Annotated in this window: 15 protein-coding genes and 1 tRNA gene; 15 read left to right on the forward strand and 1 reads right to left on the reverse strand. The window is 71.7% G+C overall.

Annotated features, from left to right (window positions below; genetic code table 11):
• Window positions 1-11: 11 nt before the first annotated feature.
• The 12 genes from ACLJOK_RS20425 to ACLJOK_RS20480 all read left to right on the forward strand — a co-directional run bounded on the left by ACLJOK_RS20425 (window position 12) and on the right by ACLJOK_RS20480 (window position 10,716).
• Window positions 12-956, forward strand: coding sequence for an exopolyphosphatase (locus ACLJOK_RS20425; RefSeq protein ID WP_410821548.1), 945 nt, complete (start codon window positions 12-14; stop codon window positions 954-956).
• A gap of 187 nt (window positions 957-1,143) precedes the next feature.
• Window positions 1,144-1,476: a PadR family transcriptional regulator gene (locus ACLJOK_RS20430; RefSeq protein ID WP_074316865.1), complete on the forward strand. Its 333-nt coding sequence runs from the start codon at window positions 1,144-1,146 to the stop codon at window positions 1,474-1,476.
• Window positions 1,473-2,498, forward strand: a complete 1,026-nt coding sequence (locus ACLJOK_RS20435) for an HAAS signaling domain-containing protein (protein ID WP_410820312.1) — start codon at window positions 1,473-1,475, stop codon at window positions 2,496-2,498. The genes ACLJOK_RS20430 and ACLJOK_RS20435 overlap by 4 nt, the downstream gene beginning before the upstream one ends.
• A 132-nt stretch (window positions 2,499-2,630) precedes the next feature.
• Window positions 2,631-3,212, forward strand: a complete 582-nt coding sequence (locus ACLJOK_RS20440) for a hypothetical protein (RefSeq protein WP_410820313.1) — start codon at window positions 2,631-2,633, stop codon at window positions 3,210-3,212.
• Window positions 3,213-3,411: 199 nt separating this feature from the next.
• Complete coding sequence (locus ACLJOK_RS20445; RefSeq protein WP_112621668.1) at window positions 3,412-4,098, forward strand: dienelactone hydrolase family protein; 687 nt, start codon at window positions 3,412-3,414, stop codon at window positions 4,096-4,098.
• Window positions 4,099-4,117: 19 nt separating this feature from the next.
• Complete coding sequence (locus ACLJOK_RS20450; protein WP_410820314.1) at window positions 4,118-4,831, forward strand: uracil-DNA glycosylase; 714 nt, start codon at window positions 4,118-4,120, stop codon at window positions 4,829-4,831.
• A gap of 22 nt (window positions 4,832-4,853) precedes the next feature.
• Window positions 4,854-5,639: a DUF4129 domain-containing protein gene (locus tag ACLJOK_RS20455; RefSeq protein WP_410820315.1), complete on the forward strand. Its 786-nt coding sequence runs from the start codon at window positions 4,854-4,856 to the stop codon at window positions 5,637-5,639.
• The gene (locus ACLJOK_RS20460; RefSeq protein ID WP_410820316.1) at window positions 5,636-6,220 is read left to right on the forward strand and encodes a hypothetical protein; all 585 of its coding nucleotides are present in this window, start codon (window positions 5,636-5,638) and stop codon (window positions 6,218-6,220) included. The genes ACLJOK_RS20455 and ACLJOK_RS20460 overlap by 4 nt, the downstream gene beginning before the upstream one ends.
• Window positions 6,220-7,227: an AAA family ATPase gene (locus ACLJOK_RS20465; RefSeq protein ID WP_410820317.1), complete on the forward strand. Its 1,008-nt coding sequence runs from the start codon at window positions 6,220-6,222 to the stop codon at window positions 7,225-7,227. The genes ACLJOK_RS20460 and ACLJOK_RS20465 overlap by 1 nt, the downstream gene beginning before the upstream one ends.
• Window positions 7,227-8,669: a DUF58 domain-containing protein gene (locus tag ACLJOK_RS20470; protein ID WP_410820318.1), complete on the forward strand. Its 1,443-nt coding sequence runs from the start codon at window positions 7,227-7,229 to the stop codon at window positions 8,667-8,669. The genes ACLJOK_RS20465 and ACLJOK_RS20470 overlap by 1 nt, the downstream gene beginning before the upstream one ends.
• A 52-nt stretch (window positions 8,670-8,721) precedes the next feature.
• Entirely contained in the window at window positions 8,722-9,282 is a 561-nt protein-coding gene (locus ACLJOK_RS20475) for a hypothetical protein (RefSeq protein WP_410820319.1), read from the forward strand.
• A 102-nt stretch (window positions 9,283-9,384) separates the two neighbouring features.
• Window positions 9,385-10,716: an NAD(P)/FAD-dependent oxidoreductase gene (locus ACLJOK_RS20480; protein WP_354941224.1), complete on the forward strand. Its 1,332-nt coding sequence runs from the start codon at window positions 9,385-9,387 to the stop codon at window positions 10,714-10,716.
• 109 nt (window positions 10,717-10,825) lie between these two features.
• Here the strand turns inward: ACLJOK_RS20480 and ACLJOK_RS20485 are convergent, their stop codons facing one another.
• Window positions 10,826-12,685, reverse strand: coding sequence for a hypothetical protein (locus ACLJOK_RS20485; protein ID WP_410820320.1), 1,860 nt, complete (start codon window positions 12,683-12,685; stop codon window positions 10,826-10,828).
• 101 nt (window positions 12,686-12,786) lie between these two features.
• On the opposite strand from ACLJOK_RS20485, the gene ACLJOK_RS20490 reads away from it, so the two are divergent.
• The 3 genes from ACLJOK_RS20490 to ACLJOK_RS20500 all read left to right on the forward strand — a co-directional run bounded on the left by ACLJOK_RS20490 (window position 12,787) and on the right by ACLJOK_RS20500 (window position 14,684).
• Window positions 12,787-12,867 (forward strand) — tRNA-Leu (locus ACLJOK_RS20490).
• Window positions 12,868-12,973: 106 nt separating this feature from the next.
• Window positions 12,974-13,789, forward strand: coding sequence for a Bax inhibitor-1/YccA family protein (locus ACLJOK_RS20495; protein ID WP_238679755.1), 816 nt, complete (start codon window positions 12,974-12,976; stop codon window positions 13,787-13,789).
• A gap of 136 nt (window positions 13,790-13,925) precedes the next feature.
• Window positions 13,926-14,684: a Bax inhibitor-1/YccA family protein gene (locus tag ACLJOK_RS20500; protein ID WP_410820321.1), complete on the forward strand. Its 759-nt coding sequence runs from the start codon at window positions 13,926-13,928 to the stop codon at window positions 14,682-14,684.
• The last annotated feature ends 29 nt before the right edge of the window (window positions 14,685-14,713 follow it).

Below are 14,713 nucleotides of genomic sequence, written 5' to 3' on the forward strand. Positions count from 1 at the left end.
TGACGACGCGTGTGGCGGCCATCGACTGCGGGACCAACTCGATCCGACTGCTGGTCGCGGACCTGCCCGACGCCTCGGCCGGGCCGCAGGCGCCGCTGGTCGACCTGACCCGGCGGATGGAGATCGTCCGGTTGGGGCAGGGCGTGGACCGCACCGGCCAACTGGCGCCGGAGGCGATCGAGCGGACCCGGGTGGCGTTGGCGTCGTACGCCGCCGACATCGAGAAGCTGGGTGCGCAGCGGGTGCGGATGTGTGCCACCTCGGCCTCCCGCGACGCCGCCAACGCCGCCGACTTCACCGAGATGGTGCAGGCCACCCTCGGTGTCGCGCCCGAGGTGGTCAGCGGCGACGAAGAGGCCCGGCTGTCGTTCACCGGCGCGGTGCGCGGGCTGCCCGCCGACGCGAAGGAGCCGTTCCTGGTCGTCGACATCGGTGGTGGTTCCACCGAGTTCGTGGTCGGTGACCGGGCCGCCGGGGTGCGGTCGGCGATCTCGGTGGACATCGGCTGCGTCCGGATGACCGAGCGGCACCTGCCCGGCGACCCGCCGACGCCCGAGCAGGTCGCGGCGGCGCAGGCCGACATCGCGGTGGCGGTGGACCGGGCGCTCGCCGTGGTGCCCGGTCGCGAGGCGGCCACCCTGGTCGGCCTCGCCGGGTCGGTCACCACAGTGGTCGCCCTGGCGCAGGGCCTGCGGGAGTACGACCCGGAGCGCATCCACCACGCCCGGGTGTCCTACGACGAGGTCGCCCGGGTGACCGCGGAGCTGCTGGGTCAGACCCGTGCGCAGCGGCTGGCGAACCCGGTGATGCACCCGGGCCGGGCCGACGTGATCGGCGCGGGCGCGCTGGTGCTTCGCGTGATCATGGAGCGGGCCGGGATGCCGTCGGTGGTCGCCTCGGAGCACGACATCCTCGACGGCATCGCCTGGAGCCTCCAGCCAGCCAGCGAGCGCTAGCGGGCTTGATCAACTCGCCTTCATTGAAACCGCGCTGTCCGGGTGCCTCGGATGCCCCGACTTACTGAAAACCGAGTCGATCACCGCCCCGCGCGCTGGGACCCTCGCGCCCCGCGCGCGAGCCCGGCCCGGCGTGTTGCGGCTGATTCGTTGACGCTACTTCGCATTACGCAGTAGTGTGCAATGCGTGGACACCACACAGTTGCTGAAGGGCGTGCTCGATCTGGCCGTCCTGGCCGTGCTCCGAGAGGAGGACGGTTACGGATACGACATCCTGCGCCGGCTGCGCGAGGCCGGCCTGGAGGAGGTCGGTGACGCCTCGGTCTACGGGACCCTGCGCCGCCTCTTCGCCGCCGGCCTGCTCACCACCTACGTCGTGCCGAGCGAATCCGGGCCGCACCGCAAGTACTACTCACTCAATGCCGCGGGGCGGGACCAGCTGACCCGCTCCGGCAAGCTCTGGCGCTCGTTCGCCACCACAATGGACAGTCTGCTCGACGATCGGGGGATGGCGGCATGACCGTCGCGGAGCAGGAGATCACCGACTATGTGGCGCGGGTCCGGGCCGCTCTGGCCGACCTACCGCCCGGGCAACGCGACGAGCTGACGGAGGATCTCGCCGACCACCTCACCGAGGTCGCCGCCGAGTCCGAGGGCACCCTTGTCGAGCGGTTGGGCGAGCCCGAGACGTACGCCGCCGAGCTGCGCGCCGCAGCCGGCGCCGCGCCGGGCAGCGGGCGCAACCTCGACCAGCGGGTGGCGAGCGCGATGGCCCGGGTTCGCGGCCGGCTGCGCACCATGGACACCCGTCTCGGCCCACCCCTGGGGTACGAGACGGCCAGCGACTTCCTCCGACTGTTGCGCCCGGCCTGGTGGGTGCTGCGCGGTTATCTGGCGGCGATGCTGGTCACGGTGGTCACCACCGGTGGCGAGTTCGGGCTACTACCGAGGTTCGGCGGTGAGCTGCTCGCCGGCCTGATCATGCTGATCGGCTTCGTGCTCGGCTCCATCTGGATCGGTCGCCGTTCGGCCCAGCTGACCCGCTGGCCGCGCTCGGTGGTGCAGGTCGCCAGCGTGGTGCTGGTGGTCTTCGCGTTCGCCGCGCTGATGCAGGCCGAGGATCGGATGCGTTACGGCGACTACGGCTACGACCAGACCTCGGTCGACAGCCCGTACGACGGGGTCCGGGACGTCTTCGTCTACGACAGCGAGGGGCGCCTGGTGGAGAACGCCCGGCTCTTCGACCAGAACGGCAACCCGATCCGGCTCGGCTACCCGGACTGCCTGGACGGCGCCTATGTGAAGCAGACGCTGCGGGCGTACCCGTACTGCCCGGACCAGGCGCCCTTCGTGCCCCGCGCACCGGGCGCGCCCCTCCCACCTGTGTCGCCGACCAGCGAGCCGGACCCGAGCGGCACGCCGGACCCGGCCAGCACGCCGGACCCGAGCGGCACACCCGGGGAGACCGGTACCCCGCTGCCGACCGGTACGGCCACCGGCCTGCCGCCGAGCGCAACGCCAACCGCCACCCCGACGCGCTGAACCACAGTGTGTGAACTGGATCATGCAGTTGAAGCTGGGAAATAGCTGAACGGACGAGGCGAGCGGGACGGCACCGTAAATCAATGATCGTTACGGTGTCGTCTGCTCATCAACCCCTCGGAAGGAACCCCAGTGCCAGAGCAGGTCGCACCGCCCCCCGCGCCCGACGCCGCAACCCCTGAGCCGGCCGTCGAGACGCCGCAAGCGGCCGAGCCGCAGCCTGCCGCGCAGCAGCAGTCGGCCGAGCAGCAGCCTGCCGCCGAGCAGCAGCAGCCTGCCGGGCAGCAGTCGGCCGAGCCCCAGCCGGCCGAGCCGAAGGCGGAGAAGTCCGGTGCGAAGAAGGCCCTCGCCATCGTCGGGGCGATCCTCGTCGTCGTCGTCATCGCCGGCCTGAAGTTCGGCGTCGTCTCGGCTATCGGCAACTACTTCAACAAGGACGAGACCGCGGCCGCCAAGACCGGCGACTGCATCGCCGAGCTGCCCGAGGTCACCGGCACCGAGCAGGAGGAGGTCGACGGCGCCAAGGTCGTCGAGTGCACCTCCACCGACGCGGCGTACAACGTGGTCGGTCGGTTGGACGGCCAGAGCGAGGCTCAGGCCAAGGCCGACACCACCTGCACCCAGTTCTTCAAGGAGAGCGAGGAGGGGTACGTCTTCTCCAGCATCGAGCCGGGCAAGACGGGCTACGTGCTCTGCCTGACCAAGAAGGTCTGACCGCAGCGACAGCGCGGTATCGACGGCGGCGGGAACAGACCCCGCCGCCGTCGGCGTACCCGGAGTCACCGGGGGGCGAACAGGAGGTGAATGCCACTGTTCCGGCGTCTTCCCGACGGCCGCGTGGCGTGGCAGGCTACCGGCACGTAGGACCACTGGGCGACCAGCCAACGATGACTGACCGCTAGGAGGACGGCCCATGGGCGAAATGGTGAGCTACCGCAGCAACGGGGGCACGAGCGAGGGGTATCTCGCGATACCCGCCAGCGGCACGGCCAGCCCCGCCGTCATCGTCATTCAGGAATGGTGGGGCCTGGTCCCGCACATCCGGTCGGTGGCGGACCGGTTCGCCGAGGCCGGTTTCGTCGCCCTCGCCCCGGACTTCTACCACGGTGAGACGACCAGCGAGCCGGACGAGGCGCAGCGGCTCCTGCTGGCGATGCGGATGGACGAGGCGGCGAAGGACATCGCCGGCGCGGCCGACTATCTCGCCGGGCGACCCGAGGTCACCGGTAAGGTCGGTGCCGTGGGCTTCTGCGCCGGCGGCAGCCTGGCCCTCTGGTCGGCCACCATCTCCGAGCGGATCGTCGCGACCGCCGGTTTCTATCCCGTGCTGCCCTGGGAGTCGATGCGCCCCGACTGGGCCGACTACGCCGGCAAGGCAGCGGTCATCCACTGCTCCGAAGAGGACGGCACCTCGGCCAACGAGGGCGTACAGACCGCGCGTCGGGCCATCGAGGAGGCCGGCGGCGACTGCCACCTCTACGACTACCCGGGCACCTCGCACGCCTTCTTCAACGACGACCGGCCGGAGGCGTTCGACCAGCGCGCCGCCGCCAGCGCCTGGGCCCGCACCCTGGAACTCTTCCGGGCCAAGCTTGGCTGAGACGCGTACCCCCGCACAGGTGGTCGCCCGCGCAGCGCGGGCGACCGACCTGGCCGACCTCGACGCGGCGGTGAGCGACTGTTTCGCCTGCCCACGGCTGGTCCAATGGCGGGAGGAGGTCGCCCGCACCCGCCGCGCCGCCTTCCGCGACCAGGAGTACTGGGGGCGGCCGGTGCCGGGCCTCGGCACCGGTGACGCCCGGATCGCCATCCTCGGGCTGGCACCCGCCGCTCACGGTGGCAACCGCACCGGCCGGATCTTCACCGGTGACCGGTCGGGTGACGTGCTGTTCGCCGCGCTGCACCGGGCCGGGTTGGCCAACCAGCCGACCAGCGTCGCCGCCGACGACGGGCTCACACTGCGCGACCTGCGGATCTTCTCGGCCGTCCGGTGTGCGCCTCCGGACAACAAGCCGACGCCACTGGAACGGGACACCTGTGCACCCTGGCTGCACCGCGAGGTCACACTGATCCGGCCCACGCTGCGGGTCGTGGTCGCGCTGGGCGCGTTCGCCTGGGCCGCGTGGTGGCCGGTGCTCCGAGCGGTGTACGGGCAGCGCCCGCCCAGCCCGCGACCGGCGTTCGGTCATGGGGCACACTGGTCCGGCACGAACGCTCCGGACTTGCTGGGCTGCTACCACGTCAGTCAGCAGAACACCTTCACCGGGCGGTTGACACCAGAGATGTTGGACGACGTCTTCGGCCAGGCTAAACAGCTGGCCGGAGTGGACTGAGACGACGCGTGGGGTGGTGGCGATGACAGACGGAACGCGCCCGCCCACACCGGTACCGTCCGCCGAGCCGGGTGTGCTGCGGCCGGTGCTCGGCCTGTTCCGCCGGTGGTGGCCGGTCGGCGCGGTCGCCGCCCTGCTCGCCGGTGCCGCGCTGGCGTCCGCGCACTCGTCGATCGGGGCCAGCCGGATTCCGCCGGCCGCGGACAACGTGCCCTGGGTTCCCGAGTACCCGACCGTCGAGCCATCGCCGTCAATCCCGATCGAGCCACGCGACGCCGGCGAGGCCACCCAGGCGCACATCCCGCAGTGGGTCGGCACTGTGGCGGTGGTCCTGCTCGGGCTGGCCATCCTCGCCGCGCTCGGCTACCTCTGCTGGGTCCTGATCCGGGGCGCGCTGCGTCGCACCACCCGGGCACTACCCGCGCAGCGGGCCCGCCGTACCGCCGAGGGCACCGCCCGCGAGGTGGTCGCCGCCCTCGACGCCGGCCTGGTGGAGCTCGACGACCGGGACACCGACCCCCGGGTGGCGGTGATCGCCTGCTGGGTACGCCTGGAGGAGACCGCCGCCGCGGCCGGTGTGCCGAAGCTCGCCGGAGACACCCCCACCGACCTGGTCAGCCGACTGTTGCAGGGTGACCCCGAGGCGGGCGTGCCGGCCATCGCCAGCACCGACGTGCTGGCCGAGTTCGCGCACGTCTACCGGGAGGCCCGGTACGCCACCCACCCGGTCGGCGAACGCACCCGGGACCAGGCCCGCGCCGCGCTCGGCCGGCTGCGCGGCGAGCTCACAGCGGTGGTGACCTCATGAGCAGCACCAGCATCGACGATCTGCTCGCGTTCGAGGAGGAGGCGGCGCCGGTCGGTCCGCAGGCGCGCGACTCCCGATGGCGTCCGGTGCTGCGCTCGCTCGCGTGGGCCGCCGCGCTGGTCGCGGTCCTGCTGGTCGGCCTCCGCGCGGTGGGCCTCCAGGTCTCGCTGCCCGTACTGATCGCCGGGGTGCTCGCCGTGCTGGCGGTCCGTCGGGTCACCGCCCTGCTCGCGCCGCCGCCCCCGCCGCACGGCGGTGGTCGGGTCGGCACGGGCGAGGAGGACGGCAGCTACAACTGGGGTGCCCGGGACGCGCTGCGCAGCGCGATCAACCGGTGGGAATGGCCCCTGGACTGGTCCTCGACCCGACCCGAACGATTCACCGGGACGGTGCTGCCCCGGATCGGTGAACTGGCCGACGAGCGGATGCGGCTGAAACACGGCGTCACCCGTGAGTCGGATCCCGCCCGCGCTCGCGTCCTGCTGGGTGACCGCCTGTGGACGTTCCTGGAGACCCCGCCTCGCCGCACCCCGTCGCCGCGCGACCTCGCGGTGATCGTCGCCGAACTGGAGAGCATCTGATGAACGACGTGGACCGGAGCATTGCCCCCGCCGAGGTTGGGCACCTGGCCCGGGCGGTCCTGGACGCGGTCGGCACCGTCGTGGTCGGCAAGCGGGACTCGTTGGAACTGGTCCTCGCCGGCATCCTCGCGGGCGGGCACGTGCTCCTGGAGGACCTGCCGGGGCTCGGTAAGACGCTCACCGCCCGCTCGTTCGCCCAGGCCCTCGGGTTGGACTTCCGTCGGTTGCAGTTCACCCCCGACCTGCTGCCCGCCGACGTCACCGGCTCCTTCCTGTACGACCAGCGCAACGGTGACTTCACCTTCCGGGCCGGCCCGGTCTTCACCAACCTGCTCCTCGCCGACGAGATCAACCGGACGCCGCCGAAGACCCAGTCCGCGCTGCTGGAGGCCATGCAGGAGAAGCAGGTGTCGGTCGAGGGTGTGACCTACAAGCTCGACGAGCCGTTCCACGTGCTGGCCACCGCCAACCCCATCGAGTACGAGGGCACCTACCCGCTGCCCGAGGCGCAGCTGGACCGGTTCCTGCTGCGGGTCTCGTTCGGCTACCCGCAGCACGAAGAGGAGTGGGAGGTGCTGCGCCGTCGGATGAGCCGTCGCCGAGAGGAGGCGGACATCAAGGCGGTGGTCGACGCGGCGACGCTGCGGGCCATGCAGGCCGCCCTGGAGGACGTGGTGGTGGAGGACTCCATCGGCCGCTACATCGTGTCGCTCACCTCGGCCACCCGGGAGCACCCGTCGGTGCTGGTCGGCGCCTCACCTCGCGGTTCGTTGGCGCTGTTGCTGCTGGCCCGGGTCCGCGCGGTGTTCGGCGGACGGGACTACGTGGTGCCGGAGGACGTCAAGTCGGTGGCGGCGCCCGCCCTGGCCCACCGGATCACCCTGCGTCCGGAGATGTGGTTGCGCCGGGTCGACCCGGCGTTCGTGGTGGGCGAGGTGCTGGAGGCGACTCCCGCCCCGGCCAGTGGCGCGCTGCCCAGCTACGCCGCCGGCGGGCCCCGGCACTGATGACCGGACCGACAGTGCCGACGGCCACCGGAGCGGAACCGGCTGCCGGCTGGGCGCCCACCCCGGCGCTCGGCCGCGCGGTGCTGCTCGCCGGCCTGCTGCTGGTGGCCGGCGTGCTGCTGGGTCGGGTGGACCTGATCGTGCTCGCCGCCCCGTTCGCGTTGGGCACCGCGTACGCGCTGCGCCGGCGGCCCACGGCGCTGCCACAAGTGTGGATCACCCAGGATGACGGCGGGCCGCTGGTCGAGGGCGGTGACGTGGCGGCGGCGGTGAGCGTCGGTAACCCGGACACTGTCGACTACGACCTGGTGGTGATGCGGTCCCGGGTGTCGCCGTGGCTGCGGATCGACCGGGCCGGCTTCGCAGGCGACGAGGTCGTCGACGCCGGGAAGCCGAGCGCCGTCCCGGCGACCGGTGCGCCGGCGCAGGGCAACGGCGGGCGCCGTTCCGTCGCGGACCGGCCGTTCGTGACCTCGGTGCCGATCGGCGCCGCTGTGGACCTGGAGTTGGCCGGCAAGGCCCTGCGCTGGGGCCGGCACCCGATCGGCCCCGCCGGTGCCCGGGTCGCTACGGCCGGCGGTCTGCTGGTCTCCCGCGCGGTGATCACCGAGCCGGTCCGGGTGCGGGTGTACCCGCGTACCGAGCCGTTCGAGGCGGTCGAGGCGATGCCCCGCGCGGCCGGCCTGGTCGGGGCGCACCACTCTCGCCGACCCGGTGAGGGCGGCGAGTTGGCCGGCGTACGCGTCTTCGCCCCGGGGGACCGGCTGCGCCGGATCGACTGGCGGGTCTCGTTGCGGGCAAGGCAGCTGCACGTGGCCGCCACCCTCTCCGACCGGGACGCGGAGGTGGTGGTGCTGCTCGACGTGCTCGCCGAGGCGGGCCGCTCCGGCGGGGTGGACGGTGCCGCCTCGGTGCTGGACACCACCGTCCGGGCCACCGCCGCGATCGCTGAGCACTACCTGCACCGAGGTGATCGGGTCTCGCTGCTGGAGTACGGGCCGGCCGCCCGCCGGCTCCGGCCGGCCGCCGGGCGACGGCAGTACCTGACCGTCCTGGAGTGGTTGCTCGACGTCCGGGTCCACGCGTCCGCGCACGAGCCGTACGACCAGGTCTTCGGCCCGCAGTTGCTCTCCTCGGACGCGTTGGTGGTGGTGCTCACCCCGCTGTTGGACGAACGGTCGGCGCAGATGCTCGCCCGGCTGGCCCGCGGCGGGCGGTTCGTGGTGGCGGTCGACACGTTGCCGACCGACCTGGCGTCGCCGAAGGACCAGGGTTGGGCCGAGGTGGCGTACCGACTGTGGCGCCTGGATCGGGAGATCATGATCGGGCAGCTCCGGGAGCACGGCGTACCTGTGGTGCGCTGGGCCGGCGCCGGCAGCCTGGACCAGGTGTTGCGGGACGTGGCCCGGTTGGCGACGGCCCCAAGGGTGGGTGGCCGGTGAGCGCGAGGAGTGAGCTTGCGAGCCCCGCAGTCGCGAACGAAAGGCGGGTGCGGTGAGCGCTTTCGTGGAGCGGGTTCGGGCGGCGCAGTACGCGGTCACGCGCATCAGTGCGGCCCCGCTGCTGGTTCGGGCGGGGATCTTCGTCATCGTGTTTGCCGGGTTCGCCCTGGCGTTCCCCGCGGAGGTGCTTTCCGGCCGGCCGATCCTCTTCCTGGCGGTGGCCGCCCTGTTGCCCGCGATCGGGCCGCGCAAGGTCTGGGCAACCTTCACGGCGTTGGTAACTGTCGGCGGCTGGCTGCTCGCCACCGACGGGTACGGCCGTCCGGTCGCCCTTTGGCGGCTGCTCGCCGTCGCGGCCCTGCTCTACCTGGGGCACACCCTCTGCGCGCTGGCCGCGTTGTTGCCCTACGACGCGATGGTGGACCCCGAGTTGATCACCCGTTGGTTGATGCGGTCGGCCGCCGTGCTGTTGGGTGCCGCCGTGCTCGGCGTGCTGTTGTTGCAGGCGGCGGGGACGGGTGGGGGTGCCGGATACCAGTGGGTGACGGTGCTGGGGCTGCTGGTGGCGGTGGGGTTGTCAGCGTTGCTGGGCTGGCTGCTGCGACGCCGGTGACCACTGCGAAGTGAGGGTTACGCAGGTCACATGGGTTGTGCTCCGTCACAGATGGGGGGCGCGAGCGGGATTACCTGAGCCGGCCGGGGAATGATAGACAACGTGAATCCGAAGCGGATCCTTGTGGTTGGTGCCGGGCACGTCGGTCTGTACGCGGCCCTGCGCCTGTCGAAGAAGCTCAGCTCCCGTGAGGCTGAGGTCATGGTGGTTGACCCCCAACCCCACATGACCTATCAGCCGTTCCTGCCTGAGGCGGCGGCGGGCAACATCTCCCCGCGGCACTCAGTGGTGCCGCTGCGGCGGGAGTTGCGCCGGTGCAAAATGGTGGCCGGCACGGTCACGCGGATCGAGCACGACCGCAAGGTGGCCACTGTGCAGCCGATCAGCGGCCCGGCCCGGGAGATCACCTACGACCACGTGATCGTGGCCCCGGGTTCGGTCTCCCGCACCCTGCCGATTCCGGGCCTGCACGAGCAGGGCATCGGGTTCAAGACCATCGGCGAGGCGATCTACCTGCGCAACCACGTGCTGGATCGGCTCGACGTGGCGGCTGCCACGCCGGATCCGGACGTCCGCCGTTCGGCGCTGACCTTCACCTTCGTCGGCGGTGGGTACGCCGGCATCGAGGCGCTCGCCGAGATGGAGGACATGGCTCGCGACGCCCTGCGTTACTACCCGGAGCTCAAGCAGGACGAGGTCCGCTGGGTGCTGGTCGAGGCCACCCAGCGGGTGCTGCCCGAGGTCGACCGGGACATGGGTGCCTACACCGTGCAGCAGCTGCTGAAGCGGAACATGGACATCCGGCTGGACACCCGCCTGGAGTCCTGCGTCGACGGGGTGGTCAAGCTCTCCGATGGTGACAGCTTCCGCTCCGACACGATCGTCTGGACGGCCGGTGTGAAGCCGTCGCCGATGCTGGACTCGACGGACTTCCCGCGTGACGACCGTCGCCGGATCACCTGCCTGCCCACGCTTCAGGTGGTCGACGGTGACCAGGTGCTCGAGGGTGCCTGGAGCGCCGGCGACTGCGCCGCCGTACCGGACCTGACCAAGGAGCCGGGCAACTTCTGCTCGCCGAGCGCTCAGCACGCGGTGCGCCAGGCCGCCCGGATGGCCGACAACATCACGGCCGTGATCCGGGGTCGCGAGCCGGTGAACTACAAGCACAAGCACGTCGGCAGCGTGGCGAGCCTCGGCCTGCACAAGGGCGTGGCCCAGGTGTACGGGATCAAGATGACCGGTTGGCCGGCCTGGGTGATGCACCGGACGTACCACATGAGCCGGATCCCGTCGTTCAACCGGAAGGTCCGCGTGGTGGTGGACTGGTCCCTGGCGTTCTTCCTCAAGCGTGAGGTGGTCGCCCTGGGCCAGCTGCACGACCCGCGCGAGGAGTTCGTCGAGGCCTCCCAGCCGGTAGGCGCGCCCCGCGTCTGACCAGAACCGACGCTGACCCCGTCGATCTTGCACTTCCGGATGTCGTAATGCGTCTTCTGGTGCGTCTTGTTCGGACGCAAAGTGCAAGATCGGCGGGGTCTTCGTTGGTCTAGACCCGCCACGTCCAGGCGTCGGCGATGCGGGTGGGTGGGCCGTAGAGCTGCTCCAGGGTTGCGCGCAGGCTTTCCGCGTGGGGGGCGTCGTCGGTAAGCGCCACGCAGGAGGCGCCCCAGAAGTCGGCGTCGCGGACGGCTTGGCGGCGCTGCTCGTCGCCGATGGCCGGTTGGTCGCCGCGCCGGGCGACGTCGGCCAGTAGCGCTGAGGTGGGCTGCTTGAAGGTGCCCATCGCCGCCGTGCCGCCCCTTCCGTACGGGCCGATGAAGAAGCCTTCCGGCAGCCCGAAACCGGCGTCGGCGGCGGTCGCCCAGCGCATCGGCCAGGGATCCTTCGGGGTGGGCAGCGGCACCGGGACCAGCACTCCGCCCGGCGGTACGCACTGCCGCCAGTGGCCACCGGTGATGAATTCCGGCACGGCAGGTCGTCCGGCGGTCGGCAGCGGCGTCGGGAAGATCGGCAGCAGCGCCACGCCGACGGCCAGGGGCACCAGCCGCCGTGCGTGACCTGAGCTGCGCACTGCCCGGTCGACAGCGAGCACCAGCAGCGTCGCGACGATCGGCAGCAACGCCAGCGCGAACCGCATCGGCAACGCCCCGTCCACCACCGGCAGCCCTCCGATCAGGGCGTACGGACCGGGGATCGCCGTCCTGGTGCCGCCGAGCACCACCTCCGGGCCGAGCGAGAGCGCCCCCATCACCAGGCCCGCCACGACGCAGGCGAAAACCAGCCGGCGTCGCCCGGCCCAGATCGCGCAGACCGCGGCGACCAGCAGCAGTGGCCAGCCGAGGAAGGTGTTGTACTCGGCGGGGCCGGTGGTCAGCCGGGCGGATTCGTCGCTGCCGGCCACCGACAGTGGGGAGAGCGTCCACCAACTGCTCAGGTCGGCGGAGAAGTAGGCCGGGGTGAACATCCCGTCGGCGACTCCCTGTGGCCCGGCGAACTGGAACCACAGCGGATAGCCGAGCACCAGCAGGGCGAGCCCGGCGGCGATCGCCAACCCGCCGGCGAACCCGGGGAGTGCCCGGCGGGCGAGGTCCCGGTCCGCCACGGCGTAGCTGATAGCCATCACCAGCAGCGTGATCGCGGCGAGGAAGAGCACCTCCTCGCCGATGAAGACCTGCGCGGTGACCGCGCCGGCCAGCCCCGCCGCGGAGGTGAAGAGCCGACGGCGGTTCGGGCCGGTGGCTCGGGTACGGCCGGCCTCGTCGGGGGTGCCGGGCCCCGGGTCGGCCGCCCGCAGCAGCCGGACCACCAGCCAGACGATCACCGGCACCAGCCACTGGGCGGTCATGTGCAGGTGGCTGTTGGTCTGCGAGACCATGCCGGGTCCGAATCCGCACAGCCCTCCGCCGAGTGCGGCGGCCACCCGGCGGACGCGCAGCGTCCGGTGGAAGAGCAGGTACCAGGCGAGTGCGGTGCCGGCGAGGTTGGCGGCGGCGAGCAGCGCGAAGGTGACCGGGGCGCCCAGCAGCAGGGTGACCGGCGCGAAGAGGACGCCGAGGGCGATCACCGTGGTGTTGGCCATCAGGTTGACGCCGTCGGGGGCGTTGAGCCGGTCGGTGAGCAGGTCGAAGTCGCCGAGCAGCGCGCGGGCGTCCACCGCCAGGAACCACTCGTAGAGGGCCTGGTCCTCCGGGTTGAGCGCCAGGATGCGGCCGCCCGGGTCGGGCCACAGCCCGTGGGTGAGCCAGCCGGCCAGCACCGCGAAGAGCAGAGCGGCCAGCAGGTCCGCACGGTGGCGGCGGACGGCGGCCAGCAGCCGGGTGGCCCGGGGTCGGCGGTTGACCTGATCGGCGAGGCGGAATGCCTGCTCAGGGGCGGCGTCGGGGGCCGTGGGGGCTGCGCTGCTCACGGCATCGACCCTAATGTGGCCAGGCCGGCGGGGTACGCCGGGTCACCGTAGACCGGCTACGGTGACACTGCACCAGGCGTGTCGGCGCGCCGGTGCCACTCGCCCGGGTGGTGGAAAGGCAGACACGGCCGCCTTAAAAGCGGCTGCCGAAAGGCGTGCGGGTTCGACCCCCGCCCCGGGCACCGGTCGACTCACACATTCTCATTCGTGATCTCCAGGACTTGGCTCTGCCGTTTACTCTTGGAGGGCACGTTCACGTGCAAACGACCCCCTGAGGGAGGCCAGACAGTGAAGACCTCGAACCCGGTGCTCGCCCGGCTCGGCCAAGCGGCCGAGCGGGAGCGCTCCGCCGGGTACGCCCCGGCCGGGCCGTACGGACAGCCCGGCATTCCCCAGCAGTACCCGTCCCAGGCCGACTACCCGGCCGCGCCGCCGACCGTGGCGCCGATGACCGTCGACGACGTGGTCGTCAAGACTGTCGCTCTGCTCGGCATCCTTGGCATCACCGCCGCGGCCGCCTGGGTGCTCGTGCCCGACGCGCTGGTCGGTACCGCCTGGATCGGCGCGGCGGTGGTCGGCCTGGTCCTCGGCTTGATCATCTCGTTCTCCCGGATGGCCAACCCGGCGCTCGTGATCGCGTACGCGGTCGTCGAGGGTGTTTTCGTCGGCATGGTCAGCAAGGCGTTCGAGACGGCCTACGACGGCATCGTGCTCCAGGCCGCCGCGGCCAGCTTCGGCATCTTCTTCCTGATGGCGATGCTCTACCGGGCGAAGGTCATCCGGGCCACCCCGGCTTTCGTCAAGGGCATGATCGCCGTGATGGTCGGCCTCTTCGCCGTCATGATGATCAACCTGGTGCTGGCGCTGTTCGGCGTCAACACCGGCCTGCGCGACGGCAGCCCGCTCGCCATCGGCTTCAGCCTGGTCTGCATCGTGGTGGCCTCGCTGAGCTTCGTGCTCAGCTTCAAGGAGATCGAGGACGGCGTCCGGATGGGCCTGCCCCAGCGCTACTCCTGGGTGGCCGCGTTCGGCATCCTGGTCAGCCTGGTCTGGCTCTACATCGAGATCCTGCGCCTGCTGAGCTACTTCCAGGGCGACGACTGACCTCGTCCGCACTGCCGACCGGCGCCCGTCCCCACTCCGGTGGGGGCGGGCGCCGTCGTCCGCGCCGTTTGCCCGCCGCCGCCGGTCCGCCCGAGGCAGAGTGACTTCGGGAGGTACGCGGGCGAAGGAGGCGGCGGTGCGCAGCAACAACCCGGTGCTCAACCGGCTGGACGAGACCGGCCGGGTGGAGGCCCGGGTGCTCGGCGCCCGTGACGTCGAGCCGATGACCGTCGACGACGTGGTGGTCCGTACCGTCGGGTTGCTGCTGGTGACCGGCGCGGCCGCGGCGGTGTCCTGGGCGGTGATCCCCGACGCGGTGTGGCTGGGCGCCGCGCTGGCCGGCAGCGCGCTCGCCTCGATCGCGCTGGTCCTGGTCATCTCGTTGCGGGGGATCACCAATCCGGTGCCGATCGTCGGATACGCCATCCTCCAAGGGCTGCTGCTGGGGGTGGCGAGCCGCACCTTCGAGCAGGTCTATCCGGGCATCGTGGTGCAGGCGGTGGCCGGCACCTTCGGCGTCTTCCTCGGCATGGCGGCGCTCTACCGGGCCCGGGTGATCCGGGCGACGCCTCGGCTGGCCCGCCTGGTGATCGGCACCCTGCTCGGCATCGCCGTGCTCAGCGTCGTCAACCTGGTGTCGTACCTGATCACCGGGCGATCGGGCCTGGCGGTCTACAGCGTCAGCGGGGATGTCGGCTGGCTGCCGTACGCCTTCTCGGTGGTGGCCATCATCGCCGGGGCGTTCAGCTTCATCCTCGACTTCGATCTCGTCGAGCGCTCGGTGCGCGACGGACGAGCCCGTCGGTACGCGTGGTTGAGCGCGTTCGGCCTGCTCACCGGGTTGGTCTTCCTCTACTGGCAGCTGCTGCGGCTGCTCAGTTACCTGCGCCGCTGACCGGCCCGACCCGGCGCGGTCGGTGTCGG

The sequence above is a fragment of the Micromonospora sp. 050-3 genome (assembly GCF_046549335.1).
Classification (GTDB): domain Bacteria; phylum Actinomycetota; class Actinomycetes; order Mycobacteriales; family Micromonosporaceae; genus Micromonospora; species Micromonospora trifolii.

Coding starts and splice junctions, on each gene's coding strand:
- ACLJOK_RS20435 (WP_410820312.1), top strand. CDS start 1,473: ATGACCGTCGCGGAGCAGGAGATCACCGACTATGTGGCGCGGGTCCGG.
- ACLJOK_RS20445 (WP_112621668.1), top strand. CDS start 3,412: ATGGGCGAAATGGTGAGCTACCGCAGCAACGGGGGCACGAGCGAGGGG.
- ACLJOK_RS20455 (WP_410820315.1), top strand. CDS start 4,854: ATGACAGACGGAACGCGCCCGCCCACACCGGTACCGTCCGCCGAGCCG.
- ACLJOK_RS20460 (WP_410820316.1), top strand. CDS start 5,636: ATGAGCAGCACCAGCATCGACGATCTGCTCGCGTTCGAGGAGGAGGCG.
- ACLJOK_RS20465 (WP_410820317.1), top strand. CDS start 6,220: ATGAACGACGTGGACCGGAGCATTGCCCCCGCCGAGGTTGGGCACCTG.
- ACLJOK_RS20470 (WP_410820318.1), top strand. CDS start 7,227: ATGACCGGACCGACAGTGCCGACGGCCACCGGAGCGGAACCGGCTGCC.